This is a genomic window from Streptomyces sp. NPDC060232 (assembly GCF_042726555.1).
GTDB lineage: Bacteria > Actinomycetota > Actinomycetes > Streptomycetales > Streptomycetaceae > Streptomyces.
Genome location: NZ_JBHXAG010000002.1, coordinates 492313 through 518923, shown reverse-complemented (window position 1 = coordinate 518923; position 26611 = coordinate 492313). Strand labels below are relative to the sequence as shown.

General features: G+C 71.4%; 21 protein-coding genes. 7 read left to right on the top strand and 14 right to left on the bottom strand.

What is annotated here, in order from left to right:
* Positions 1–463: 463 nt before the first annotated feature.
* From ACFWFZ_RS06115 to thyX, 3 genes are all read right to left on the bottom strand, one after another.
* Positions 464–2149, bottom strand: coding sequence for a ribonuclease J (locus tag ACFWFZ_RS06115; RefSeq protein WP_387117277.1), 1686 nt, complete (start codon positions 2147–2149; stop codon positions 464–466).
* Between the two features lie 123 nt (positions 2150–2272).
* The gene (gene dapA / locus ACFWFZ_RS06110) at positions 2273–3172 is read right to left on the bottom strand and encodes a 4-hydroxy-tetrahydrodipicolinate synthase (RefSeq protein ID WP_387117274.1); all 900 of its coding nucleotides are present in this window, start codon (positions 3170–3172) and stop codon (positions 2273–2275) included.
* A gap of 209 nt (positions 3173–3381) precedes the next feature.
* Entirely contained in the window at positions 3382–4122 is a 741-nt protein-coding gene (gene thyX / locus ACFWFZ_RS06105) for an FAD-dependent thymidylate synthase (protein ID WP_030898164.1), read from the bottom strand.
* 224 nt (positions 4123–4346) lie between these two features.
* On the opposite strand from thyX, the gene ACFWFZ_RS06100 reads away from it, so the two are divergent.
* Both ACFWFZ_RS06100 and ACFWFZ_RS06095 read left to right on the top strand, forming a co-directional pair.
* Positions 4347–4586: a hypothetical protein gene (locus ACFWFZ_RS06100; protein WP_387117271.1), complete on the top strand. Its 240-nt coding sequence runs from the start codon at positions 4347–4349 to the stop codon at positions 4584–4586.
* A gap of 48 nt (positions 4587–4634) precedes the next feature.
* Entirely contained in the window at positions 4635–5198 is a 564-nt protein-coding gene (locus ACFWFZ_RS06095; RefSeq protein ID WP_387117268.1) for a hypothetical protein, read from the top strand.
* Positions 5199–5250: 52 nt separating this feature from the next.
* Here ACFWFZ_RS06095 and ACFWFZ_RS06090 read toward each other — a convergent pair whose 3' ends face one another.
* The 6 genes from ACFWFZ_RS06090 to eccD form a co-directional block, all read right to left on the bottom strand.
* Positions 5251–5703: a hypothetical protein gene (locus ACFWFZ_RS06090; RefSeq protein WP_387117265.1), complete on the bottom strand. Its 453-nt coding sequence runs from the start codon at positions 5701–5703 to the stop codon at positions 5251–5253.
* Between the two features lie 15 nt (positions 5704–5718).
* Positions 5719–6471: a 4-hydroxy-tetrahydrodipicolinate reductase gene (dapB, locus tag ACFWFZ_RS06085; RefSeq protein ID WP_387117262.1), complete on the bottom strand. Its 753-nt coding sequence runs from the start codon at positions 6469–6471 to the stop codon at positions 5719–5721.
* A gap of 26 nt (positions 6472–6497) precedes the next feature.
* Positions 6498–7877, bottom strand: coding sequence for a M16 family metallopeptidase (locus tag ACFWFZ_RS06080; RefSeq protein ID WP_387117258.1), 1380 nt, complete (start codon positions 7875–7877; stop codon positions 6498–6500).
* A complete protein-coding gene (locus tag ACFWFZ_RS06075; RefSeq protein WP_387117354.1) occupies positions 7874–10096 on the bottom strand; it encodes a polyribonucleotide nucleotidyltransferase in 2223 nt (740 codons plus the stop codon). The genes ACFWFZ_RS06080 and ACFWFZ_RS06075 overlap by 4 nt, the downstream gene beginning before the upstream one ends.
* 306 nt (positions 10097–10402) lie before the next feature.
* Complete coding sequence (rpsO, locus tag ACFWFZ_RS06070) at positions 10403–10690, bottom strand: 30S ribosomal protein S15 (protein ID WP_030011220.1); 288 nt, start codon at positions 10688–10690, stop codon at positions 10403–10405.
* Positions 10691–10873: 183 nt separating this feature from the next.
* Positions 10874–12379, bottom strand: a complete 1506-nt coding sequence (gene eccD, locus ACFWFZ_RS06065) for a type VII secretion integral membrane protein EccD (RefSeq protein WP_387117255.1) — start codon at positions 12377–12379, stop codon at positions 10874–10876.
* A 196-nt stretch (positions 12380–12575) separates the two neighbouring features.
* On the opposite strand from eccD, the gene eccCa reads away from it, so the two are divergent.
* Together eccCa and ACFWFZ_RS06055 are read left to right on the top strand one after the other, a co-directional pair.
* The gene (eccCa, locus tag ACFWFZ_RS06060; protein WP_387117252.1) at positions 12576–16532 is read left to right on the top strand and encodes a type VII secretion protein EccCa; all 3957 of its coding nucleotides are present in this window, start codon (positions 12576–12578) and stop codon (positions 16530–16532) included.
* Positions 16533–16648: 116 nt separating this feature from the next.
* Positions 16649–16894 (top strand): DUF397 domain-containing protein, encoded by a 246-nt coding sequence (locus ACFWFZ_RS06055; RefSeq protein ID WP_189973222.1) that lies wholly within the window; start codon positions 16649–16651, stop codon positions 16892–16894.
* A gap of 89 nt (positions 16895–16983) precedes the next feature.
* Here ACFWFZ_RS06055 and ACFWFZ_RS06050 read toward each other — a convergent pair whose 3' ends face one another.
* The 4 genes from ACFWFZ_RS06050 to eccB form a co-directional block, all read right to left on the bottom strand.
* Positions 16984–17289 carry a WXG100 family type VII secretion target gene (locus tag ACFWFZ_RS06050; RefSeq protein ID WP_387117249.1) on the bottom strand — a complete coding sequence of 102 codons (306 nt, stop codon included), beginning with the start codon at positions 17287–17289 and terminating at the stop codon, positions 16984–16986.
* A 46-nt stretch (positions 17290–17335) separates the two neighbouring features.
* Positions 17336–17683, bottom strand: a complete 348-nt coding sequence (locus ACFWFZ_RS06045; RefSeq protein WP_387117245.1) for a WXG100 family type VII secretion target — start codon at positions 17681–17683, stop codon at positions 17336–17338.
* A gap of 213 nt (positions 17684–17896) precedes the next feature.
* Entirely contained in the window at positions 17897–19171 is a 1275-nt protein-coding gene (gene mycP, locus ACFWFZ_RS06040; protein WP_387117242.1) for a type VII secretion-associated serine protease mycosin, read from the bottom strand.
* Between the two features lie 11 nt (positions 19172–19182).
* Positions 19183–20760 carry a type VII secretion protein EccB gene (gene eccB, locus ACFWFZ_RS06035; RefSeq protein WP_387117239.1) on the bottom strand — a complete coding sequence of 526 codons (1578 nt, stop codon included), beginning with the start codon at positions 20758–20760 and terminating at the stop codon, positions 19183–19185.
* 258 nt (positions 20761–21018) lie between these two features.
* Between eccB and eccE the strand changes: the two genes are divergently transcribed.
* The 3 genes from eccE to ACFWFZ_RS06020 all read left to right on the top strand — a co-directional run bounded on the left by eccE (position 21019) and on the right by ACFWFZ_RS06020 (position 25486).
* Positions 21019–22287, top strand: a complete 1269-nt coding sequence (gene eccE, locus ACFWFZ_RS06030; RefSeq protein WP_387117236.1) for a type VII secretion protein EccE — start codon at positions 21019–21021, stop codon at positions 22285–22287.
* A complete protein-coding gene (locus tag ACFWFZ_RS06025; RefSeq protein WP_387117233.1) occupies positions 22284–22982 on the top strand; it encodes a hypothetical protein in 699 nt (232 codons plus the stop codon). Before eccE ends, ACFWFZ_RS06025 begins: the two co-directional genes overlap by 4 nt.
* A 122-nt stretch (positions 22983–23104) precedes the next feature.
* Entirely contained in the window at positions 23105–25486 is a 2382-nt protein-coding gene (locus ACFWFZ_RS06020; protein ID WP_387117230.1) for an SCO5717 family growth-regulating ATPase, read from the top strand.
* A gap of 93 nt (positions 25487–25579) precedes the next feature.
* On the opposite strand, the gene ACFWFZ_RS06015 is transcribed toward ACFWFZ_RS06020, so the two are convergent.
* Positions 25580–26536 carry a bifunctional riboflavin kinase/FAD synthetase gene (locus ACFWFZ_RS06015; RefSeq protein WP_387117227.1) on the bottom strand — a complete coding sequence of 319 codons (957 nt, stop codon included), beginning with the start codon at positions 26534–26536 and terminating at the stop codon, positions 25580–25582.
* Positions 26537–26611 lie beyond the last annotated feature (75 nt).

The window sequence follows — 26611 nt, the reverse complement described above, 5'->3', positions numbered from 1 at the left end:
TGGCGTTGATTTTTGGCACGCTGTTGAGTTCTCAAGGAACGGACGCTTCCTTCGTACTCACCCTCTCGGGCTTTCCTCCGGGCTTTCGTTCTGCTGTCTTGCGTTTCCGACTCTATCAGACTCTTTCGGGCCCGACTTCCTCGGTGCTTTCCAGGTTCCCGCTTTCGCGTTTCCCTTTCCGGCGATTCCAACCCTACCAGACCATTTCCGCGCTCTGCTTCTCGAAAGTCGCAGTCGGCTTGGATTTGAATTCGGTGGCCGCTGGAGGGCCTTTCCCTTTCGGGCGGATCAGACTTTATCAGGTCTCCCCGGCGTCTGATTCCCACCCGCCCGCACGACTCCGCCTGGACACACGTGTGTGCCGGGGTGTCTTGCGGGGTGGAGACGTAAACGTACTGGAGCGGGGCCCCCGGATGCAAATCCGGTTGCCCCGCTCCGGTGACGGCGCTACGCGAGAGCTGGATCAGACCTCGACGACGACCGGAAGGATCATCGGGCGCCGACGGTAGCTGTCCGAGACCCACTTGCCCATCGTGCGGCGGATGAGCTGCTGGATCTGGTGCGGCTCGGCGACGCCGTCGGCCGCCGCGCGGGCGATGGCTTCCTCGATCTTGATGATGACCGAGCCGAAGGCCCCGTCGTCGATGCCGGAACCGCGGGCCTGGATGTTCGGGCCGCTGACCACCTTGCCGGTGGTGCTGTCCACCACGACGTAGACCGAGATGATGCCCTCGTCGCCGAGGATCCGGCGGTCCTTCAGGGAGGACTCGGTGACGTCGCCGACCGAGAGGCCGTCCACGTACACGTATCCGGCCTGTACCTTGCCGGAGATCCGGGCCTTGCCGTCGACCAGGTCGACGACCACTCCGTCCTCGGCGATGACGATCCGGTCCTTGGGCACGCCCGTCAGGGCGCCGAGCTCTGCGTTGGCGCGCAGGTGGCGCCATTCTCCGTGGACCGGCATCAGGTTCCGCGGCTTGCAGATGTTGTAGAAGTACAGCAGCTCGCCGGCCGAGGCGTGGCCCGAGACGTGCACCTTGGCGTTGCCCTTGTGCACGACGTTGGCGCCCCAGCGGGTCAGGCCGTTGATCACGCGGTAGACCGCGTTCTCGTTGCCCGGGATCAGCGACGACGCCAGGATGACGGTGTCGCCGGGGACGATCCGGATCTGGTGGTCGCGGTTGGCCATGCGGGACAGGGCCGCCATCGGCTCGCCCTGGGATCCCGTGCAGACCAGGACGACCTCGTGGGGCGGTAGGTCGTCGAGCGTCTTGACGTCCACGACGAGACCGGCCGGGACGCGGAGGTAGCCCAGGTCCCGGGCGATGCCCATGTTGCGGACCATCGAGCGGCCGACGAAGGCGACCCTGCGGCCGTACTCGTGCGCGGCGTCGAGGATCTGCTGGATGCGGTGCACGTGGCTGGCGAAGCTGGCCACGATGATCCGGTGGTGGGCGTTGGCGAAGACGTTCCGCAGGACGGTGGAGATCTCGCGCTCCGGCGGGACGAAGCCCGGGACCTCGGCGTTCGTCGAGTCAGACAGCAGGAGGTCGATGCCCTCCTCGCTCAGACGCGCGAAGGCGTGCAGGTCCGTGAGGCGCTTGTCCAGCGGAAGCTGGTCCATCTTGAAGTCGCCGGTGGCGACGACCAGGCCCGCGCCGGTGCGGATCGCGACGGCCAGCGCGTCCGGGATGGAGTGGTTGACCGCGATGAACTCGCAGTCGAAGGGGCCGAGGTTCTCGCGCTCGCCCTCCTTCACCTCAAGGGTGTAGGGGCGGATGCGGTGCTCCTGGAGCTTGGCCTCGATGAGGGCCAGCGTCAGCTTGGAGCCGATCAGCGGGATGTCCGGCTTCTCCCGCAGGAGGTACGGAACGGCGCCGATGTGGTCCTCGTGACCGTGCGTGAGCACGATGCCCTCGATGTCGTCGAGGCGGTCCCGGATGGACGAGAAGTCCGGCAGGATCAGGTCGATGCCCGGCTGCTCCTCTTCGGGGAAGAGGACGCCGCAGTCGACGATCAGGAGGCGGCCGTCGTATTCGAAGACCGTCATGTTGCGGCCGATCTCACCCAGGCCACCCAGGGGGGTGACCCTGAGGCCGCCCTTGGGCAGCTTCGGCGGCGGACCGAGTTCCGGATGCGGATGGCTCAAAAGTCTCTCCTCACCACGCGCGCCACGTACCCGGAAGGCACGTGGCGCGCATGTCATTCGTGCACTTGCTGTTGTCTGCTCTGTATTTGTTCGGTGCTGCTTATTGAGTTGTGAAGTCTGTTGTCAGAGCTGTACCCCGCCCGCAGCAAGATCGATCTTGAGCTGGGCCGTCTCTTCGTCGGTCAGTTCGATCAGCGGGAGCCGGAGCGGGCCGGCGGGCAGGCCCTGCAGGTTCAGCGCGGCCTTGGTGGTCATCACACCCTGCGTGCGGAACATCCCGGTGTAGACGGGCAGCAGCTTCTGGTGGATCTCGGCGGCCTTCTGGACGTCCCCGGCGAGGTGGGCCTCCAGCATGGCGCGCAGGTCGGGGCTGACCACGTGGCCCACGACGGAGACGAAGCCGACGGCACCCACCGACAGGAGCGGCAGGTTCAGCATGTCGTCGCCGGAGTACCAGGCCAGGCCGCTGCGCGCGATCGCCCAGCCGGCGCGGCCGAGGTCTCCCTTGGCGTCCTTGTTGGCCACGATACGGGGGTGCTCAGCCAGCCGGACCAGGGTTTCGGTCTCGATCGGGACACCGCTGCGGCCGGGGATGTCGTAGAGCATGACCGGCAGCCCGGTGGCGTCGGCGATCGCCGTGAAGTGCCGGTAGAGGCCCTCCTGCGGCGGCTTGCTGTAGTACGGGGTGACGGCGAGCAGGCCGTGGGCACCCGTGCGCTCGGCCTCGCGGGCCAGATCGAGGGTGTGGCGGGTGTCGTTGGTGCCGATGCCGGCGACCACGTGGGCGCGGTCTCCGACGGCTTCGAGGACGGCTCGTACGAGGTCGTTTTTCTCCGCGTCGGTGGTGGTCGGCGACTCACCGGTGGTGCCGTTGACGATCAGGCCGTCGTTGCCTGCGTCCACCAGGTGGACGGCGAGCTGCTGCGCGCCATCGAGGTCGAGTGCGCCATCCGCCGTAAACGGCGTGATCATGGCGGTGAGGACCCGCCCGAAGGGGGTCTGCGGAGTCGAGATCGGAGCCATGGGTAACACGCTACTCGCTGCCATGCTCGCGGTGTCCCCTCGGGGGACGTCAACGGGGTGTTGGACGCCGGCACTGCCTGCTCGGGGGTTCAAGCAGTGCCGGGTCCGTTTGATCAGCCTAGATGAACTTTACGAAACGCCGCAATACGGACACTTAGGACTTGACTCCGTACATCTGTACGCCGTGGGTGTTACGGGCCTTACGGGCCTTACGGGGCAACGCGGCCGTTGGCGTTGTACGCCGCGTACGTCAGCGGCATGAGCTTGGCCCAGTGCTGCTCCATCTTCTCGCCGACCATCTCGATCTCCCGCTGCGGGAAGGAGGGGACGGCCGCGAGCTCGTGCTGGGTGCGCAGGCCCAGGAAGTGCATGAGCGAGCGGGCGTTGCAGGTGGCGTACATCGAGGAGAAGAGGCCGACCGGCAGGACCGAACGGGCCACCTCGCGGGCGACGCCCGCGGCGAGCATCTCCTGGTAGGCCTCGTAGGCCTGTACATAGGAGTCCTCCATGACGCGGGCGGTCAGCTCCTGCTGCGCGCTGGTGCCCTCGACGAAGACGTACTTGCCGGGGCGGCCCTCCTGGACGAGCTTGCGCTCGGCGTCGGGGACGTAGAAGACCGGTTCGAGCTCCCTGTAGCGGCCCGACTCCTCGTTGTACGACCAGCCCACGCGGTGGCGCATGAACTCCCGGAAGACGAAGATCGGGGCGCTGATGAAGAAGGTCATCGAGTTGTGCTCGAAGGGGCTGCCGTGGCGGTCCCGCATCAGGTAGTTGATCAGGCCCTTGGAGCGCTCCGGGTCCTTCTGGAGCTCGTCCAGGGACTGCTCGCCGGCCGTGGAGACGCGGGCCGCCCACAGCACGTCGGAGTCGGCGGCGGAGTGCTTCACCAGCTCCACCGTCACGTCGCTGCGGAAGCTGGGTTTCAGATCTGAAGCGGCGGTCTCGCTCACCGGGGGTCCTTCCAAACGTGCGTCCTGGGGCGCGCCCACTCTACGGCGCGCCTCGCGGGTCCCCGCGCAAGCTCTGCTGCCGCCCGGGCCTGCGCACCACCCTCGGACAGCTGACGTACAGCCATGAATTCTGGTGAATCTCCCGAAATCCGGCACCGATTGAGCGGCCCGTACGTCCTACAGGGCAGAACGCACCCGCATCGAGCCCGAGGAGATTCGCTCTCATGTTTCGCCGGCGCGAACCCGTTCCGTTCGCCTTCGTCGCCGAGGCCGACCGTTTCCGTAGCAACGTCACCCCACCGCCGCGCGAGCGGCTGGGCAAGGCCCAGTTGGCCGCCCGTAGTCTGGTCGGGCTGACCGTGGTCGCGGGGCTGGCCGGCTCGCTGCTCTTCGGCATACCGGCGCTGCAGCCGAACAAGGCCCCGGAGAAGTCGCAGCAGTCGACAGCGTCCGAGGAGCGGTAGCCTCACGGGCACAGCCCAACCGAACGTGCATGTGAGTGAGGTCCAGCCGTGCCCCTGCCCTTCCTGACGGCCGACGGCGTATCCGATGCGGATGACGACGTCGACGAGGTCCTGGCCCATGCCGACCACGACCGCTGGCGGCGGCCCTACCGGCCCGGCCCCTGGCGCGTGGCCATCGCCGCAGTGCTGCTCCTGCTGTCCGCCTTCATGCTCCTGGCCACCATGATCGTCGCCTTCGCCGGCGGAGGCTGGGCCGGGGCGGGCACCTGCCTGGTCGCCGCCCTCGCCGTCCTCGCATCGGCGCTGCAGATGCTGCGCGTGGGCGTGCGGGTCAGCCGTACGGGTCTGCGCCGGATCGGGTTCTTCACGACCCGCACGATCGCGTGGAACGAGGTCACCGAGATCCGCACGGTGCAGCAGCCCGTGCGCTGGCTCGGACTGCCGAGGACCGTGCAGGGGCAGGCGCTCACGGTGTCCGCCCGCGGCGTCGAGGAGCCGCCGGTACTGCTGACCGACCACAGCGCGGATTTCCTGTCGCGCGCCGAGGCCTTCGACCGGGCCGCCGACACGGTCGAGGCCTGGGCCGAGGAGTACCGGCCCGTGCCCGCCTGACACCCGGGTCCCGGGGTGGGACGGGACGCGCCACGGGGAGCCCGTACAGATGTCAGACCTGTACGGGCTTCTTGTCGTGCAGGGCGATGGCCCGCTGCATGGCCTTGCGCGCCCGCGGGGTGTCCCGGGCGTCGTGGTAGGCGACGGCGAGCCGGAACCAGCTGCGCCAGTCGCCTGGGGCGTCCTCGGTCTCGGCCTTGCGGCGCGCGAAGACCTCGTCGGCCGAGTCCCGCAGGATCCGGCCGTAACTGTCGCGCTCCAGCTCGTCCACGGGCAGCCCGCCCTCGGCCTCCAGCTCACCGGCGAGTTGGTTGGCCTTGGTGACGAACTGCGTGTTCTTCCACAGGAACCAGATGCCGATGAGCGGCAGGATCAGCACGGCCACCCCGAAGGCGACGGTGAGCCATGTTCCCTGCCGGATCAGCAGCAGGCCCCGGCTGCCGACCAGGACGAAGTAGACGACCAGGACGGCGGCCGTGATGAAGTAGGTGATCTTCGCGCGCATCGTGAATCAGTCCGGTCAGCCCAGGTCGAGGAAGTTTTCCAGGCCGAAGGTGAGGCCTGGGGTCTGCGTCACGCGGCGCGCGCCGAGCAGGATGCCCGGCATGAAGCTGCTGTGGTGCAGGGAGTCGTGACGGATGGTCAGGATTTCGCCCTCGCCGCCGAGGAGGACCTCCTGGTGCGCGAGCAGGCCGCGCAGGCGGATGGCGTGGACGGGGACGCCGTCGACGTCCGCGCCGCGCGCGCCGTCCAGCGCGGTGGTGGTGGCGTCGGGCTGCGCGCCGAGGCCGGCCTCGGCGCGGGCGGCCGCGATGAGCTGCGCGGTACGGGTCGCGGTGCCGGAGGGGGCGTCGACCTTGTTGGGGTGGTGCAGCTCGACGACCTCGACGGACTCGAAGTAGCGCGCGGCCTGGGCGGCGAACTTCATGGTGAGGACGGCGCCGATGGAGAAGTTCGGTGCGATGAGCACACCGGTCTTCGGAGAGGCGGCGAGCCAGGTGTCCAGCTGGGCGAGGCGGTCCTCGGTCCAGCCGGTGGTGCCGACCACGCCGTGGATGCCGTGGCGGACGAGGAACTCGAGGTTCTCCATCACCGAGGCGGGGGTGGTCAGCTCGACCGCGACCTGGGCGCCGGCCTCCGCCAGCGTCTCCAGCTTGTCGCCGCGGCCGAGCGCCGCGACCAGCTCCATGTCCTCGGCGGCCTCGACCGCCTTGACCGCCTCGGAGCCGATGCGGCCCTGGGCGCCGAGGACTGCCACGCGCAGCTTGCTCATAGTCTCTTCCTTCGATACGTACGGAACTAGGCGACGACCTCGTCGAGGCGGGCGGCCTGCTTCTCCTTGAGCGGACCGATCACCGCGAGCGAGGGCCGCTGGGCCAGTACATCCTGTGCGACCGCGCGGACGTCGTCCGGGGTGACCGCGGCGATCTGGGCCAGCATGTCGTCGACCGACATCTGGTCGCCCCAGCACAGCTCGCTCTTGCCGATGCGGTTCATGAGCGCGCCGGTGTCCTCCAGTCCGAGGACGGTGGAGCCGGAGAGCTGGCCGATGGCCCGCTTGATCTCGTCGTCGCCGAGCCCGTCGGTGGCGACCTTGTCGAGCTCGTCGCGGCAGATCCGCAGCACGTCGTGGACCTGGCTGGGGCGGCAGCCCGCGTAGACGCCGAAGAGGCCGGTGTCGGCGAAGCCCGAGGTGTACGAGTACACGCTGTAGGCGAGACCGCGCTTCTCGCGGACCTCCTGGAAGAGGCGGGAGGACATGCCGCCGCCGAGGGCGGTGTTGAGCACGCCGAGCGCCCAGCGGCGCTCGTCGGTGCGGGCGAGGCCGGGCATGCCGAGGACCACGTGGGCCTGCTCGGTCTTGCGGCTCACCAGTTCGACGCGGCCGGAGGCGCGGATGCGGCGGGTGCCGGTGCGCGGGCCGATCGGCTCGGCGTCGGTGCGGGTGAGGGCTCCGGCCGTCTCGAACGCGGCGCGGACCTGGCGTACGACCTTGTTGTGGTCGACGTTGCCGGCGGCGGCCACGACCAGGTGGGTCGGGTCGTAGTGCTTCTTGTAGAAGCGGCGGATCCGGTCGGCGCCCAGGGCGTTGATCGTGTCGACGGTGCCGAGGACGGGGCGGCCCAGCGGGGTGTCCCCGTACATGGTCTGCGCGAACAGGTCGTGGACCATGTCGCCCGGGTCGTCCTCGGTCATCGCGATCTCTTCGAGGATGACGCCGCGCTCGGCGTCGACGTCCTCCTCGCGGATCAGCGAGCCGGTGAGCATGTCGCAGACCACGTCGATGGCGAGCGGCAGGTCGGTGTCGAGCACCCGTGCGTAGTAGCACGTGTACTCCTTCGCCGTGAAGGCGTTCATCTCGCCGCCGACCGCGTCGATCGCGGAGGAGATGTCGAGGGCGCTGCGCTTGGCGGTGCCCTTGAAGAGGAGGTGCTCCAGGTAGTGCGTGGCGCCGTTCAGCGTGGGCGTCTCGTCGCGGGAGCCGACGTGCGCCCAGATGCCGAAGGTGGCGGAGCGGACGGAAGGCAGCGTCTCGGTGACGACGCGCAGTCCGCCGGGCAGGACGGTGCGGCGGACGGTGCCGATGCCGTTCTGCCCCTTGAGCAGGGTTTGGGTACGGGCGACGGCCCGCCCCTCCGAAGAGGGGCGGGCCGTCACACGGGAACTACGCGACGTCACTTGTCGGAGTCGTCCTTGTCAGCCTCGTCGCCGGCGGCCTCGCCGTCGATCACGGGGATCAGGGAGAGCTTGCCGCGCTGGTCGATCTCGGCGATCTCGACCTGGACCTTGGTGCCGACCGCGAGCACGTCCTCGACGTTCTCCACGCGCTTGCCACCGGCGAGCTTGCGGATCTGCGAGATGTGCAGCAGGCCGTCCTTGCCCGGGAGCAGGGAGACGAAGGCACCGAAGGTGGTGGTCTTGACGACCGTACCCAGGTAGCGCTCGCCGACCTCCGGCATGGTCGGGTTGGCGATGCCGTTGATCGTGGCGCGGGCGGCCTCGGCGGCCGGGCCGTCGGCGGCACCGATGTAGATGGTGCCGTCGTCCTCGATCGTGATCTCGGCGCCGGTGTCCTCCTGGATCTGGTTGATCATCTTGCCCTTGGGGCCGATGACCTCACCGATCTTGTCCACCGGGATCTTGACGGTGATGATCCGCGGGGCGTTCGGGGACATCTCGTCCGGCGTGTCGATCGCTTCCATCATCACGTCGAGGATGTGGAGGCGGGCGTCGCGGGCCTGCTTGAGGGCGGCGGCCAGGACCGAGGCCGGGATGCCGTCGAGCTTGGTGTCCAGCTGGAGCGCGGTGACGAACTCCTTGGTGCCGGCGACCTTGAAGTCCATGTCGCCGAAGGCGTCCTCCGCACCGAGGATGTCGGTGAGGGCGACGTAGTGGGTCTTGCCGTCGATCTCCTGGGAGATCAGGCCCATGGCGATACCGGCGACAGGGGCCTTGAGGGGCACACCGGCGTTCAGCAGCGACATGGTGGAGGCGCAGACCGAACCCATGGACGTCGAACCGTTGGAGCCGAGGGCCTCGGACACCTGGCGGATCGCGTAGGGGAACTCCTCGCGGGTCGGGAGGACCGGCACGATCGCGCGCTCGGCGAGCGCGCCGTGGCCGATCTCGCGGCGCTTCGGCGAACCGACGCGGCCGGTCTCGCCGACGGAGTACGGCGGGAAGTTGTAGTTGTGCATGTAGCGCTTGCGGGTCACCGGGGAGAGGGTGTCCAGCTGCTGCTCCATGCGGAGCATGTTGAGGGTGGTGACGCCCAGGATCTGGGTCTCGCCACGCTCGAACAGCGCCGAGCCGTGCACGCGCGGGATGGCCTCGACCTCGGCGGCGAGGGTACGGATGTCCGTGATCCCGCGGCCGTCGATGCGGACCTTGTCCTTGATGACGCGCTCGCGCACCAGGGCCTTGGTCAGGCTGCGGTACGCGGCGGAGATCTCCTTCTCGCGGCCTTCGAAGGCCGGGAGGAGCTTCTCGGCGGCGATCTCCTTGACGCGGTCCAGCTCGGCCTCGCGGTCCTGCTTGCCCGCGATGGTCAGCGCCTGGGAGAGCTCGCCCTTGACGGCGGCCGCGAGGGCCTCGTACACGTCGTCCTGGTAGTCCAGGAAGACCGGGAACTCGCCTTCGGGCTTGGCGGCCTTGGCCGCCAGGTCCGCCTGGGCCTTGCAGAGGACCTTGATGAACGGCTTCGCGGCGTCGAGGCCGGCGGCGACGATCTCCTCGGTCGGCGCCTCGGCGCCGCCCTTGACGAGGGCGATGGTCTTCTCGGTGGCCTCGGCCTCGACCATCATGATCGCGACGTCGCCGTCCTCCAGGACGCGACCGGCGACGACCATGTCGAAGACGGCGTCCTCAAGCTCGGTGTGCGTCGGGAACGCCACCCACTGGCCGCGGATCAGCGCGACGCGGACGCCGCCGATCGGGCCGGAGAAGGGCAGGCCGGCGAGCTGGGTGGACGCGGACGCGGCGTTGATCGCGATGACGTCGTACAGGTGGTCCGGGTTGAGCGCCATGATGGTGGCGACGACCTGGATCTCGTTGCGCAGGCCCTTCTTGAAGGACGGGCGCAGCGGGCGGTCGATCAGGCGGCAGGTGAGGATCGCGTCCTCGGAGGGCCGGCCCTCACGGCGGAAGAAGGAGCCGGGGATCTTGCCGGCCGCGTACTGCCGCTCCTCGACGTCCACCGTCAGGGGGAAGAAGTCGAGCTGGTCCTTGGGCTTCTTCGACGCGGTGGTGGCGGACAGCACCATCGTGTCGTCGTCCAGGTAGGCAACGGCGGAGCCGGCGGCCTGGCGGGCCAGGCGGCCCGTCTCGAAGCGGATGGTGCGGGTGCCGAAGGAACCGTTGTCAATGACGGCCTCGGCGTAGTGGGTCTCGTTCTCCACTAGCGTTTTCTCCATTTTCGTCGTCTCCGTCCGCCGCCCGTGTGGCGGAGGACGGTTGCGGAGAAGCGCTCCTGGCGTGCTGGCCGGTCTTCGATCGAAGCACCCGGTTCGTTGCCCGCGGGGGCATTCCGGGTGCCACTACCGAGGACCGGCGGCGTGGGAGGGCGCTCCTCCTCTTCAGTTGTGCACGTCTCGTCGTCGGACGTACACGTGCGTCCGTTCCAGACTACAAAGGGTCCGGTCCGTCCCGCACGTACAGCAAAGGGAGCGGCCCCCGGATGTGGGAACCGCTCCCTTCACGGCGTCTTACTTGGCGCCGGCCGCACCGCGGCGGATGCCGAGGCGCTCGACCAGCGTACGGAAGCGCTGGATGTCCTTCTTGGCCAGGTACTGCAGCAGGCGGCGGCGCTGGCCGACCAGGATCAGCAGACCACGACGGGAGTGGTGGTCGTGCTTGTGGGTCTTGAGGTGCTCGGTCAGGTCCGAGATGCGGCGGGAGAGCATCGCGACCTGGACCTCGGGGGAGCCGGTGTCGCCCTCCTTGGCACCGAACTCGGTGATGATCTGCTTCTTCGTAGCGGCGTCGAGCGGCACGCGTACTCCTCGTTTGGGTCTTCAGTTGCCACCGAGTGCCCCAGGTCTGAGTCTCTGGGGAGCTTCCGTTACTCGGGAGGCGGGGTCCGCTGAGCGCAGTCCACAGACCCTTCGAAGGGAATCCGGGGGACGCGTACACAAACGGCCGTCACACAGCGTACCAGGCTGCCGCTCGGCCCCGTCTCAGCTGGTGAGAGCGCGGGCTCGGGCGTACACGTCGAGCACGGCCAGCGTCAGGGGCACCAGGCTGAGCAGGACCGCCGCCTCGGTGAGGTCGAGCAGCCTTCCCCAGAAGGGTGACAGGCCCTTGCTGGGGATGACAAGCGCAATTCCGGCGAGGAGGGCCGCGCCGGCGGCGACCGCGGCGGTGAGCCAGATGGTACGCAGGTCCAGGCCGCTGCGGTCCTGCTCCAGGACGAGGGCTTCGAGCAGGGCCTGCGGCGGGTGCAGGGAGAGGCCCAGGATCAGCAGCGCGACGGCGGCGAGGCCGGCGGTCAGGGCGCACACGACCTGGGAGGTGTAGCGGAAGAGGCGGGCGCGCAGCAGCATGGCGAGCCCGGCGGCCAGGGCCAGGAGGCGGCCCCAGGTGTTGTCGGAGAAGCCGAGGACGGCGGCGGCTCCGACGGCGACCGCGGCGCAGCCGGCGACCAGGCCGAGCAGCATCTCGTGGCCGCGGCGGGCCTGGGCGGCGATGGCCTCCGCGTCGAGCGGGATGCCCTGCTCGCTCTGGTCGGCGCCGGGCTGGTCACCGTACGGCTCGGTCTCGTAGCGGTCCGGGGTCTCGTAATCCTCGACGGCGCTCTGCGGGGCCGCGTAGCCGATGGGCAGCCGGGCGAAGCGTGCGGACAGGCCCGGGAGGAAGGCGACGAGGCCGATGGCGACGGGTGCGCAGACGGCGGCGGTGGAGGTGGCGGATGCCTCGGTGGCGATCGCGGCGAAGGTGGCGAGGGTGCCGGTGGCGGCGACGAAGGTGGCCGCGACGAAGGGGGCGTCGCCGCTGGGAGTGAGCGCGACCAGGGCGACGGAGGCGACCAGGACGCAGACGCAGCCCAGGAGGAACTGGAGCCGGCCGGGGCCGTCGCCGACGGCGGGGCCGATGATCCCGGATCCGGCGATCAGCAGGTGCGGAAGGGCTCCGAGGCCCAGGGCCACGGCGGAGAGGCGGTCCCGGTAGACGCGGGCGCGCACCCCGGCGACGGCGGTGAGCAGGACGCCGACGGCGCCGGCGATGATCCCGGGCAGGCCGTGCATGTCGTGGCGGACGGGGTCGGCGTACCAGAGGACGAAGCCCAGCATGACGAGCAGCACCGCGGCGCCGGCCAGCCCGGCGCCGCGCAGCATGTCGTCGCTCCAGCGGTGCCGGTCGCGGACGACGGCGGAGGCGACGGCGTCGGACACGTCGTCGAAGACGGCCGGCGGCAGGGACTCGGCGAAGGGGCGCAGGCTCAGCACCTCGCCGTCGAGGACCTGCTGGGCGGCGAGGGTGCGTGCGCCGTCCAGGACGGTCCCGGAACGGCGTACGAGGTGGAAGCCGGTCGGGGCGCCGACGGGCTGGGTCTGGCCGGTGAGGCGCAGCAGCTCGGGGTAGACGTCGGCGACGGCGATGTCCTCGGGGAGGGCGACGTCGATGCGGCTGTCGGGGGCCACGACGGTGACCCTGCAGAAACCCGTCGTCCCGGCCGTACTCACCTGCGTGACCCCCTTGGTTGGTGTCCGCGCCCGTGCTCGATTCGCGGATGCGCATGCTGCGCGCGACACCCTACCGGGCGTATGAGCGACAGTCGGCAAGTAGGATCACCGTCGCGTGGGGGATACCCCCTTCGCGCCCGGGACTTGGGGGCGCCGGTTGCGACGTCCCGTCCGTTTTCGAGGGATTGATGCTCCGGTGAGCCAGATCGTCGTCAAACGCCCGCCGCGGTCCCTGCCGCCCGAGGTCCCCTCGGAGGAGCTGAAGCTGGAAGCTCCTCCCGAACTGCCGCGCGGGCAGCAGGAGGGCATGCTGATGCAGCTCCTGCCGATGCTCGGCATGGGCTCTTCCGTCGTCTTCTTCTTCATGCCGGGTGCGGCCCCCTTCATGCGCATCATGGGTGTGCTGATGCTGGCGTCGACGGTGGGCATGGTCGTGGCCCAGCTGGTGCGCTACCGGCGTGGTACGCAGGGGCAAATGGCCGATGTGCGCCGGGACTACCTCAAGTACCTCGCCCAGACGCGCCGTCAGGTGCGGCGGACGGCGCGGGCGCAGCGCGACGCGCAGCTCTATCTGCACCCCTCTCCCGAGCAGTTGTGGTCGGTGGTGGCGGACGGTTCGCGGCTGTGGGAGCGGCGGGTCGGCGACCCGGACTTCGGCCAGGCCCGGCTGGGGCTGGGCGCGCAGCGCCTGTCGACCCCGCTGGTGGCGCCGGAGACGGCGCCGGTGGACGAGCTGGAGCCGCTGACGGCGGGTGCGATGCAGCGCTTCCTGAAGGTGCACTCCTCGCTGGACGGGCTGCCGATGGCGGTGTCGATGCGGGCCTTCTACCACGTGGCGGTGTCCGGGGAGCCGGAGTCGGCGCGGGGCGCGGCGCGGGCGCTGGTCGCGCAGCTGGCGACGCTGCACTCCCCCGAGGACCTGATGGTGGCGGTGGTGGCCGCGCCGGGTGCGGTGCCCTCGTGGGACTGGACGAAGTGGCTGCCGCACACGCAGCTGCCGGGGCAGGTCGACGGGGCCGGTACGAAGCGGCTGTTCGGCGACGACCTCGCCGAGCTGGAAGGGATGCTGGCGTCCCGGCTGGAGGGGCGTCCGCGGTTCAGCCGCGACGTGTCCCCGGTGCTGGACCAGCCGCACCTGGTAGTCGTGCTGGACGGCGGGATGGTGCCCCCGGACTCGGTGTTCGCGGCGACCGAGGGCCTGCAGGGCGTCACCATCATCGAGGTGGTCGCGGGCGAGCTGGACGAGCCGCGCGGTGGCCTGTCGGTCGTGGTGCGGCCGGGCCGGCTGCGTCTGGAGTCGGGCGGCGGGGTCGCGTACGAGGGTGTGCCGGACACCCTGTCGCTGCCCGCGGCGGAGGCCCTCGCCCGGCAGTTGGCGCCTCTGCGCACGGGCGGCGGGGACGACGACGAGCCGCTGCTGGCGAACCTGGACTTCACGGACCTGCTGAACCTGGGCGACGCGGCCGCGGTCGACGTGGCGCGGACCTGGCGGCCGCGGTCCGCCGGTGAGCGGCTGCGCGTGCCGATCGGCGTCGGCGAGGACGGGGCGCCGGTCATGCTGGACCTCAAGGAGGCCGCGCAGGAGGGCATGGGCCCGCACGGCCTGTGCGTGGGTGCGACCGGTTCCGGCAAGTCGGAGCTGCTGCGCACGCTGGTGCTGGGTCTGGCGGTCACGCACACCTCGGAGACGCTGAACTTCGTGCTCGCCGACTTCAAGGGCGGTGCGACCTTCACGGGCATGGGGCAGATGCCGCACGTCGCGGCCGTCATCACCAACCTCGCGGACGACCTCACGCTCGTGGACCGCATGGGCGACTCGATCCGGGGCGAGCTGCAGCGCCGTCAGGAGCTGCTGCGTTCGGCGGGCAACTACGCGAACATCCACGACTACGAGAAGGCCCGTGCGGCCGGCGCCCCGCTGGAGCCGCTGGCGTCGCTGGTGCTGGTCATCGACGAGTTCAGCGAGCTGCTGACGGCGAAGCCCGACTTCATCGACATGTTCATCCAGATCGGCCGCATCGGCCGTTCGCTGGGCGTGCACCTGCTGCTGGCCTCGCAGCGGCTGGAGGAGGGCAAGCTGCGCGGGCTGGACACGTACCTGTCGTACCGGATCGGTCTGCGGACCTTCTCGGCGGCGGAGTCGCGGACGGCGATCGGTGTTCCCGACGCCTACCACCTGCCGTCGGTGCCCGGTTCGGGCTACCTGAAGTTCGGTACGGACGAGATGGTCCGCTTCAAGGCGGCGTACGTGTCGGGCACCTACCGCTCGGGCGGGCCGGACCTCTCGGTGGGGCAGTTCCCTGTGGAGCGGCGTCCCGCGCTGTTCACGGCGGCGCCGGTGCCGGTGGTGTACGCGGCCCCGGACCCGGCGTACCTGGCCGCGCGGTCGGCGCGGGAGGACGACGCGCTCGCGGACACCGTGCTGGACGTGATCGTGAGCCGGCTGGAGGGCCAGGGCGTGCCGGCGCACCAGGTGTGGCTGCCGCCGCTCGACCAGGCCCCGCCGCTGGACCAGCTGCTTCCGGCGCTGGCGCCGAGCGCGGAGCGCGGGCTGCACGCGGACGGCTACACGCGCCCGGGCGGGCTGATCGTGCCGCTCGGTCTGATCGACAAGCCGTTCGAGCAGCGGCGTGAGGTGCTGTACCGGGACTTCTCCGGTGCGGCGGGCCACATGATGGTGGTCGGCGGTCCGCAGTCGGGCAAGTCGACGCTGATGCGGACGCTGATCTCCTCCTTCGCGCTCACCCACACCCCGCGCGAGGTGCAGTTCTACGGGCTGGACTTCGGTGGTGGCAGCCTGTCGGCGGTCTCGGACCTGCCGCACGTGGGCGGTATCGCCTCGCGTCTGGACCCGGAGCGGGTGCGGCGCACGGTCGCGGAGGTCGGCGGGATCCTCAACCGCCGCGAGGAGTTCTTCCGCGCGAACAACATCGACTCGATCGGCACCTACCGGCGCCGGCGGGCGGCGGGCGACCTGCCGCACGAGCCGTGGGGGGATGTGTTCCTGGTCGTCGACGGCTGGGGCAACTTCCGCGGCGAGTACGAGGTGCTGGAGCAGGTCGTCACGGACATCGCCGCGCGCGGTCTGGGCTACGGCATCCACGTGGTGATCACCGCGGGCCGGTACATGGAGGTCCGGGCGGCGCTGAAGGACCAGATGCTCAGCCGGCTGGAGCTGCGGCTGGGCGACACGATGGACTCGGAGTTCGACCGGAAGGTCGCGGCGAACGTTCCCACGGGGATGCCGGGCCGCGGCCAGGTGGCGGAGAAGCTGCACTTCCTGGGCGCGCTGCCGCGGATCGACGGCAGCCACGAGGCCGGTGACCTGTCGGAGGCGACGGCGTCGTTCGTGGAGGCGGTCCGGCAGAACTGGTCGGGGCCGGCGGCTCCGGGCGTACGGCTGCTGCCGCGGCTGCTCCACTCCGACCAGCTGCCCAAGGGCGGGGAGTTCCCCGAGCGCGGCATCGCGATCGGCATCGACGAGACCGATCTGGAACCGGTGTTCGTCGACTTCGAGAGCGACCCCTTCCTGCTGGTCTTCGGCGAGAGCGAGTCGGGCAAGACGAACCTGCTGCGGCTCATCGCCAAGCAGATCGCGGAGCGGTACACGCCGGACCAGGCGCGTCTGGTCGTCGGCGACTACCGGCGGACCCTGCTCGGGTCGCTGCCGGAGGCGCACCTGCTGGAGTACGCGCCGATGGCGAACTCCCTGCAGACGCACATGGAGGCGCTGGGCGGGGTGTTCTCGCGGCGGCAGCCTCCCGCGGACGTCACTCCGCAGCAGCTGCGCGACCGCAGCTGGTGGACGGGCCCGGACGTGTTCATCATCATCGACGACTTCGACCTGGTGGCGACGAGCCAGGGCAATCCGCTGGCGCCGCTGGTGGAGTACCTGCCCTTCGCCCGCGACACGGGCGTCCGCTTCATCATCGCGCGCAGCTCGGCGGGTGCCTCCCGCTCGATGTACGAGTCGTTCATGCAGCGGATCAAGGAGCTGGGCGCGCAGGGCGTGGTCCTGTCCGGCGATCCGGCGGAGGGCGATCTGGTGGGCACCGTCAGGCCGCGTCCGATGCCGCCGGGCCGGGGCTACTTCGTCTCGCGGCGGCGGGGTACGTCGCTGGTCCAGCTCGGCCGGATGCCGGGCGGTATGTGAGCCGGGGCCGGGTGTCGGGCACCCGGCCCCGGGCATCGGCCGGAAAACCGTCCCGGCCGGCGGCGCAGCCCCGATAATCGGCGGGGAAGACCGCACCACCGAGGGAAAGGCCGCTCATGGGCACCCAGCAGGAGAAGGACGAGCTGTACGCGCTCGACATCAGCGGTGTGGAGTGGGAAGGGCCGCCGGGGACCAGCCCGGACGAGGAGCGGGTGGAGATCGCGCGGCTCCCCGAGGGGGCGGTGGCGATGCGGTCCTCGCTGGACCGGGAGACGGTCCTGCGCTACACGGCCGCCGAGTGGGAGGCCTTCGTACTCGGCGCCAGGGACGGCGAGTTCGACCTGGACCGCCACCAGCCCTGAGGGGCGGCAGGAGACGCCGAAGGGGCGCGCCCGTGCGGGCGCGCCCCTTCGGCGTCTCGGGACCCGGGGACCCGGGTCCCCGGCCGGGCTCAGTAGGCCTCGGTGAAGAGGGACGAGGCCCGCTTGTCGGTGGCGCGGTAGTCGTCCTTGCCGCGCTCGATGAGCTTGGCGACCTTCTCCAGCTCCGCGTGCATGGTGTCCGCCTTGGCCTTGTACTTCTTCTGGAGGGTGACGTACTCCCGGTGCGCCTCACCGTCCCAGGTGTCCGTGACGACCTTCACGGCCTGCTCCATCTCGGCCAGGTCCTTGAGGATGTTCCCGGAGACGATCCGGATGCGGTCCGCCATCTGCTGAACGGTCTCGTACCGGACCCGGGTCCCGTCGTTCGCCGTCATGTTCTTCTCCTTCTCGCTACGGCCGAATGGAAAGGGGGGGTGCTGATCAGATGCCGTCGAGGCCCGACCGGGGCCCGGAGCCGGACGTCGGCTGGACGGCGTTCTTGAACGCGGCCCGCACCTCCTCGTCCTGCGCGTTGCTGAGGTTCTTGGTCTGCGCCACGGCGTTGTGCAGGACGCCGAGCAGCCGACGGATCTCGTCGTGGCTGTCGTTGAGCGTCGTCTGGGCCGTGATGAAGCCCGAGGCGCCCACACCGGTCCAGCCGGCGCTCACGGTGGCGATGATGTCGGCAAGCTCGCGCGCCTGCTTGGAGACGGCGGTTCCCGTCTCCTGGATCTTGTTCTTCGCCTGGACGACCGGATCGTCCGCAAGTCCGAAGGTGTTCGTGCTCATCGAAGCTCCTCACTTCTCAATTCGCCGGCAGAACCGACGGATTGCGCAGCGGGGCGGGCGTGCCTGGCGCGGATGTGTGCCACGCGCTCCGGGCCGTCCCCCTCCGCTTCACGCGATCCCCCGATCACACTCGTGAAGCCTGGTGTCACTCTAGTCAGTTCGTGAAGCAGTCCCAACACCGGTGGGCCGCTTCCGTAGACGAACTGTGACTGTTCACTGCAAACGACGTCGGCGGCTCCGGGCATCCCGGACGACCGTGGCCGTTCCCGCGATGACGGCGATCAGGACGGCGCCGATGCCGAGAGCGTACGTGCCGTAGCGCTCCTGCCGCTCCTGGGCCGTCTCGGTGAGCTGGAGGGGCGCGGCCTGCGGCGCAGTCGCCGGGGGCGGACCGGGGTCCGGGACGGGGGCCTTCGGGGCCTCCTGGTCCTGGCTGACGGCGCGGACCGGGTCGACGACGCCCCAACCGACGTAGTCGTCACGGCCGTTGACGGCGCGCTCGGCCGTGTTCTGGATCTGCCAGACGATCTGCTGCGCGGACCAGTCGCCGTGTTCGGCGCGCAGCAGGGCCGCGAGGCCGGCGACGTAGGGCGCGGAGAAGCTGGTGCCGTTGTCGATGCACTGGCCGAAGCCCGGGACGGTGGAGACCATGTCCACGCCGGGCGCCGCCACTGCGATGAAGTCGCCCGGCTGGGAGAAGGCGGCGCGTTCGTTGTTGCGGTCGGAGGCAGCCACGGCGAGGACCCCGGGGAAGGCGGCCGGGTAGGTCTTGCGCTTCTGGCCGCTCATGCCGTCGTTGCCCGCCGAGGCCACGACCACGATGTTGGCCGCGATGGCCTTCTGCACGGACTTGCCGAGTTCGGAGTCCGCGGACAGCGGGACGTCGGTGTCCTGCGAGATGTTGATGACCTGGGCGCCCTTGGCCACCGCGTGGTCGATGGCCTGGCTCAGGGTGAGGGCGTTGCCCTTGCCCTGCCCGTCGTTCTGCCGGATGGGGATGACGGTGGCGTCGGGGGCCAGGCCGACGAAGCCGGTGCCCTGCTGGGGTCGGGCCGCGATCAGCCCGGCGACCTTGGTGCCGTGGCCGACGGTGTCGGTCGTGCCGTCGCCGCCCTTGGGGTCGACGAAGTCCTTGCCCGCGCCGATGTCGAGGGCGCCGCTGAGCTGCGGGTTCGCCCGGTCCACACCGGTGTCGATGACGGCGACCCGGACGCTCGCGCCGTTCTTGTCCTTGCCTTTGGTCTGCGCCCACAGCTCGTCGAGGAGGAGGCGCTGGAGGGCCCAGGGGCGGTCCTCGATCTGCTTCTTCATGGGGAAGGTGCACTCCCCCGCGCCGTCGAGGCGCAGGGGGTACGGCGGGTGCGGCGCGGCGGCGGCAGCGGAGCCCGTCCCGGCCGCGCCGACGGCGGCGGTCAGCGTGAGGGCGAAGGCGGCGGCGCGGAGTGCGCGCCGGGGGTCGCGGTGCTGGGGGTCGCGGTGCTGGGGCATCGGCGGCTTCCTCACGAACCCTGGGGCTGACGGGCGGAGTTGGTGTCCAGCCGGGGGCCCTTGGAGAGGAACTCCGACCACGCGATGGGCACCATGGCCGGGGCGACGCCGCCGTAGCCGAGCCTGACCTGCGCCTGGCTGGCCTCGGGGCGGCCGTCCCCGCCCGCCTTGGACTGGTCGGGGGCACCGATCTCGGACTGCTCGCTGTCGCTGTCGCCGTTGGCCTGGACGGCGTACCGCAGGCCGGTGTCGGTGACCAGGAAGAGGGAGCCTCCTGCGGTGGTCTGCTTGCCCTGCACCTGGGTGTAGAGCAGGCCCGAGCCCGGGGTCACGTACGCGCTCGTGCCGCTGGCGGTGATGTCGACGGGGTAGCCGGTGCCGGCCCACGTGCTCAGCGTCTGGTTGCCCTGGCCGTCGACCGAGCGCAGGACGTTGCAGACGGTGTCGCGGTTGTTGGAGCCGCTCGCCTGGCTGCCGGCGGGCGGCGTCGTCTGGTTGATCCGCTCGGTCTTCCTGTGCGGCCACCTGACGTCGCCGGCGAACGGGGTGGCGTCCGGGTCGAGCGACTGGAGGTCGACCTCGCGGGCCTTGCCGTGCATGTTGAGGCCGTCGGTCGCGGGCGCCGAGATCAGCAGCCACGCCACGAAGTCGGAGACCGGCGCGACCTTGCCGGGGAGGACCACGTAGTGCTGCGCGCCGGAGCCGGTCTGGGCCTTGAGCACCATGCCGACCTTGTTGTCGGCGGTGGCCAGGCCCTTGACGTCGGCGTTGGCTCCGGCCTTGCCGGGGATCGCCGGGAAGGCCAGGTCGTCACCGGAGTTGAGGGTCGCCAGCCACTGCGGGCCGACCTGCTGCGGGGTGGCTCCGGTGCCGACCAGGGCGTTGGTCATCGTGCCGGCGGCCGGGGTGCCCTCGGGGAACTTGTACTTCGTGCCGGTCGCGTCGACCAGGTAGCGCTCCTTGCCCGGGCCCGTGCTCTCCACGTACAGCGCCTGGGTGTCGGTGAGCCTGCGGGCGTCGTCCGTCACGGACGCCTCGCGGTCCGCGAGGACGAAGGTGGCGGTCTGCACGCCCCGGCCGTTGCCGCCCGGCTGCTGGCAGACGGCCCAGCGCTTGGCCTTGGCCGCCTCGGCCTTGGAGGGGAGCCGGTCGGGGGCGTACGGGATGCCGACGATGGGGCCGCGCGGCGGCTTGCCCGCGTCGAGGACCTTGTCCTCGACCTGTACGACCTTGAACTTCTGCGGGTCCAGCAGGAGTCGGGCGGAGGCGAGGTTCAGCACCGGGTGCAGGCGCGTCTGGTCCTTGCCGCCCACCTTCGTCTTCAGGACCACGTAGCGGGTCGTCGAGTCCTTGCCGACGATGACCCTTGTTCCGGGCTCGTCCCAGCCCTTGGGGGCGGTGGGCTTGAACATGCCCCAGGCGCCGAACCCGGCGAGCACGAGGGCTCCGACGACCATCCCCGGGAGGACCGCGCGCAGCGGGCGGGGGGCGCCCTCCTCCGTACCCGTGGCGGAGGGCTGGAGGAACGCGGCCACCGTCCGCCGCTTCGCAAAGGTGTACGCGTTGAGCTCATCACGTCGTGATGCCATGACCGTCTGCTTCTCCCCGCACGGCCCGGCCGGTGAGTACGGTCCCCGGGCCTCGATTGTCGGACCGGGCACCTACTATGCCTCTTGACGGACGGTATGCAGGGGCCGGGTAGGGTGAGGCAGCCGCTCAGCGCCTTCCACACCAGGGTAATCAGGGCTTGTTGGGGTGGATTGGGGAGATTCCGGGGTCCCGCGACGGGTGTCGCGCAGCGCCGGAACTCATGAGGTCTGGCCCTGGAGAGGGGAAGTGCGCGAGTGATGGCCACGGCGACGGAGCCGCAGACCGGCACGCCCGCACGCGGCGGGGTGACGCCGCACCCGAAGTCGAGCCCCGGCCGCTTCGGTCCGTTCCGACTGCAACAACTCGTACTGCTCCAGGTCGCGGCGGCCGGGCTGCTCGTGGCGTGGGTGGTCGAGCCGCTGCTCCTGGTCCCCGCCGGCGTGCTCGCGCTCGTACTGGTGGTCCTCGCGGTCGTACGCCGCCACCAGCGGTCCCTGCCGGAGTGGATCGGCAGCGCGCTGGCATTGCGCGCGCGGCGCCGCAGGGCCGCGTCCTCCGCAGTCCCCGCCGGCACCGAACCGGGTCTTGCCCCGCTGGTCGAGGCCGATCCGGCCCTGCGCACCCTGACCTTCAGCGACCGCGACCGGCGTCCCGTCGGAATGGTCGGCGACGGGACCTTCCTGACCGCGGTGGTCCAGGTGGACACGGACGCCACCGCGCTGCGGCCCGACCGGGCGGCACGGCCGCTGCCGCTCGGTGTCGTACGGGACATCCTCGAAGTGGACGGCATCCGGCTGGAGTCCGCGCAGCTGGTGCAGCACACGCAGCCCGCGCCGGCCCCGCACCTGCCGGAGCGGTCGATGGCCACGCGCAACTACGCGCCGCTGCAGGCCCGTACGGGCACGCCCGCCGTGCGGCTGACCTGGATCGCGCTCAAGCTGGACCCGGAGCTGTGCCCCGAGGCGGTCACCGCCCGCGGCGGCGGACTGGCGGGCGCGCAGCGGTGCGTGGTGCGCGCGGCGGACCAGCTGGCGAGTCGGCTGGCCGGGGCCGGTTTCAAGGCCACCGTGCTGACCGAGCAGGAGCTGACGGCGGCGCTGGCCACGTCCTCGTGCGCGAACCCGATGGCGATCACCCAGGCCGGCCGGTCGGCCAGCACCGGGCGGCGCACCGAGGAGACCTCGCGGACCTGGCGCTGCGACGACCGCCGGCACACGACGTACTGGATAGGCCGCTGGCCGCAGCTGGGCGGCGCCGGAGCGGCGGCGCTGCCGCAGTTCGTGGCGCTGCTGACCTCCCTGCCCGCGCTGGCGACGAACTTCAGCCTGACGATGGCCCCGGCGGAGCGGCAGGGCGTGACCCTGACCGGACACGTACGGGTGACGGGCCGCAGCGACGAGGAACTGATCGCGGCGCGGCGGGAGTTGGAGAGGACGGCACGAGGCGTGAAGACCGGGCTGGTCCGGCTCGACCGTGAACAGGTGCCGGGGCTGCTGGCTTCGCTGCCGCTGGGAGGCGCGCGATGAGGGGCGGTTTCGGACTGGTCGGCCCGCGGCGGGAACGGCATGTGCTGCCGGCGGCGGACCTGGACGCGCTGGCGGTGCCCGTCGGCGACGACGGGGTCGTCATCGGCGTGGACGCCGAGGGACGGTCGGCGGTGCTCGGCATCAACCGGCCGACGCCGTACGAGGTGACGCTGATCGGCGGCCTGTGGACGGCGCAGGTGCTGGCGCTGCGCGCGGCGGCCACGGGTGCGCGGGTCGCGGTGGAGACCGGGCGCGGGCAGGTGTGGTCCGGGCTGGCCCAGGCCGCGGGCGGCGGGCAGCAGTGCGTGACCTTGCACGAGGTGGGCCGGATCCCGCCGCAGGGCGCGTCCGCGGGCAGCCCGGTGCTGGTGATCCGCGACTGCGGCATGCGGCCGCCGCGCGGTCGCGTGGTGGCCGGGCCGTGGCAGTCGGTGCTGACCCTGCTGCCGTATCTCAGCCCGACGGCGCCGCGGTTGCTCCAGCAGTCGTCGCTGGTGGGCGTGCAGCGGGTGTCCCCGGACGAGGCGGAGCAGATCGGCCGTCTGATGCGGCTGCCGCGTCAGGCCGTGGCCTCCCTGCCGACGTTGGGCGACGGGGTGACCCTGTGGTGCACCCCGCGGGACCGGCAGTTCGTGATGACCCAGGGGACCGAGGCGGAGACGGGCCTGCTGGGCGCGGCACGCCGCATCGACTGACGCACCGCGCGCCCGCCCCGTGGACGGGGCGCGGCGGACAGGGGCGACGCGCCCCGATTAGGCTGGACGTCGGCGCGGCGTGGGTGGGCGCCGGAGCAGTGTTCGACAGACCAGGAGGACCAGTGAGCGGCGATCGGAACGAGAGGCGCGGCGGGACGTGGGACGTCCCGACGGACGATCAGTCCGACGCGGAGCCCGAGGTGACGGGCGAGTTCACCATCGACTACACGCCGCCGGCCTGGTACACGCAGGGTGCGCCCGCGGCTCCGGCCGCGCAGGTGCCGGGCCTGCCCCAGGGGAGCGGCTTCGAGCCGCACCGCCCGTCGGACCTGGAGTCGCCCTCGACCATGCGGATCGCTCCGCCGGCGCCGCGGACCCCGTCCGACGGCGCGGGTACGGCCCCGCCGTTCCCGCTCGCGCCCACGGCCGACGCGGCCATCCCGGCTCCGGCTCCGTCCCCCGAGCCGCCGTACGCGACTCCGGCTCCGGCTCCCGAGCCGATCGTGGCCCCCGAGCTGCCGTACGCGGCCCCGCCTGCCGCTCCCGAGCTGCCGCACGAGGCTGCCGCCCCGGCCCCGGTTGCCGAGCCGATCGTGGTCCCCGAGCTGCCCTATCCGGCCCCCGAGCCGCTCGCGGCCCCGGTCGAGCCCGCCCCTGCCGCGCCCGATGCCCCGACTCCGGTTCAGGCCCCCGAGCCGCCGTTCTCCCCTCCGGCCCCGGCTCCTGCGCCCGCTCCGGCCGAAGCAGCCCGTCCGGCTCCCGAGGCCCCGGCGCCGTCCGCGGCGTCCGCGGTCCCGGCCGGGGAGGTCGCTTCGGAGCCGGCCGACGCCGTGCCCGCGCCGTTCGCGGACGTGCCGCCCGCGCCGGCACCTGTCGGGGAGGTCCCCCCGTACGCCGCTCCAGCGCCCGCCGCGGAGCCGGTGCCCGCCACTCCCCCGGCCGAGGCCTCCTCCGGAGGGTGGGCCGGCCCGCCGGGCACCCCCGCCGAGGGGACCCCCGTGCTGCCTCCCGCCGGGCAGGCGGCGGCTCCGGTCAGCCCCGCGGACGCACCGCGGGCTGCGGGGGAGAGCCCGTTCGGGGCGCCTCCCGGTGAACTGCCTCCGCTGCCGCCCGCGTTCGCCAACCAGGGGTACGGCTTCCCGCCGCCGGCGCCCGCGCCGCAGCAGCCCCAGCCCCCTCAGCCGCAGCCGCAGTACGACCCCCGCGCCGCCGGGCAGTGGCCCGTGGGACCCGGTCAGCAGCCTCCCCAGCCCCACCCTCAGCAGCCGCAGCCGCACGACCCCCGGTACGCGGCCGCGCCCACCGGCGGCGGCGCGCCGCTCGGCTACACCGCTGCCGTCGAGCTGTCCTCGGACCGGCTGCTGCGCAACAAGCAGAAGCCCAAGAGCAACAACAACGGCGCGGGCGGCGGCCTCTTCCGCTTCGGCGGCAAGGCGGCCGAGGCCGAGCGCCGCCGCAAGCTGGAGCTGATCCGCACCCCGGTCATGTCCTGCTACCGCATCGCCGTGATCAGCCTCAAGGGCGGCGTGGGCAAGACCACGACCACCACCGCGCTCGGCGCCACGCTCGCCACCGAACGCCAGGACAAGATCCTGGCCATCGACGCGAACCCGGACGCCGGCACCCTCGGCCGCCGCGTCCGCCGCGAGACCGGCGCGACGATCCGGGACCTGGTCCAGGCGATCCCGTACCTGAACTCCTACATGGACATCCGCCGGTTCACCTCGCAGGCGCCCTCCGGCCTGGAGATCATCGCCAACGACGTGGACCCCGCGGTCTCCACGACCTTCAACGACGAGGACTACCGCCGCGTCATCGAGACGCTGGGCCGCCAGTACCCGATCATCCTCACCGACTCGGGCACGGGTCTGCTCTACTCCGCCATGCGCGGCGTCCTGGACCTGGCCGATCAGCTGATCATCATCTCGACCCCGTCCGTGGACGGCGCCAGCAGCGCCAGCACCACCCTCGACTGGCTCTCCGCCCACGGCTACGCCGACCTCGTCTCCCGCTCCCTCACCGTCATCTCGGGGGTCCGCGAGACGGCCAAGATGATCAAGATCGAGGACATCGTGCAGCACTTCGAGACCCGCTGCCGCGGTGTCGTCGTGGTGCCCTTCGACGAGCACCTCGCGGCCGGCGCCGAGGTCGACCTCGACATGATGCGCCCCAAGACCCGTGAGGCGTACTTCAACCTCTCCGCCCTCGTGGCCGAGGACTTCCTGCGGGCCCAGCAGCAGGCCCCGCAGAACCACTGGGGGGCACCGCAGCCGCCCCACCAGCTCCACCCCCAGCAGCCTCAGCACCACCAGCCGCAGCCGCCGCAGCAACCCCAGCCGTACGGCCAACCGCAGGGCCAGCCCCCGTACCAGCAGCCCCCGCAGCCGCAGCAGCCGGGACCCTACGGCCAGCCCTACCCCCAGCCGGGCCAGCCCTGGCAGCAGCCCCCGGCCGCCCCGCCGCAGCAGCCCCAGCAGCCGCCGCGCGATCCGCGGGTCGGCTGACGGCCACCGCGCCGAGCACCACGGGCGAGGGCCCGTACCACCCGGGGATCCGATCGGGATCCCGGGCGGTACGGGCCCTCGCCCGTACTCGCGTCAGCGCTTCGCGTCGTACGTGTCGGTCAGCACCCGCGCCCGCTTCACGTCGTCCGCAATCGCCTCCAGCAGCCCGTCCAGCGACTCGAACTTCGCCATCCCGCGCACGTACGCGAGGAAGTCGACGGCCACGTGCTTGCCGTACAGGTCCAGCCCGACCCGGTCGATCGCGTACGCCTCGACCGTCCGCTCGGTCGCGTCGAACTGCACGTTCGTCCCCACCGAGATCGCCGCGGGCATCCGCTCGCCGTCCGCCGTCAGCCAGCCCGCGTAGACCCCGTCCGCCGGGATCGCCGTGTGCGGCCGCGTCTCGACGTTCGCCGTCGGGTAGCCGAGCTCACGCCCGCGCTGCGCTCCGCGCACCACCACGCCCTCGACCCGGTGCGGGCGCCCCAGGACCTCGGCGGCGCCGTCCATGTCGCCCTCGGCGACCAGCCGGCGCGCCAGCGTCGAGGAGAACGGCACGCCGCCGCCCGCTGTGCCGCGCTCCACCAGGTCCACGACCTCCACCTGGTAGTCGTACGTGGAACCCAGCTCGCGCAGGAAGTCGACGTCCCCCGCGGCCCGGTAGCCGAAGCGGAAGTTCGGGCCCTCGATGACGGCCCGGGCGTGCAGCTTGTCGACGAGCACCTTCACGATGAAGTCGGCCGGGGACAGCTGCGAGAAGTCGGCCGTGAACGGCAGGATCAGCAGCGCGTCCACACCCAGTCCGGCCATCAGCTCGGCTCGCCGGTCGTACGGGGCCAGGATCGGCGGGTGGCTGCCGGGGCGGACGACCTCGCTCGGGTGCGGGTCGAAGGTGACGACGACGGACGGGACGCCGAGCTCGCGCGCCATGGCCACGGCCCGTCCGATGATCAGCTGATGTCCCCGGTGCACGCCGTCGTAGGAGCCGATGGTGACGACGCTGCGTCCCCAGTCCTGGGGGATGTCCTCCAAGCCACGCCAGCGCTGCACTGTGACCGCTCCTCGCCCGAACCCGCTTGGTCCTTGAACTGATTGCCGATTGCAGGTCTAAGACTGCCATGCCGG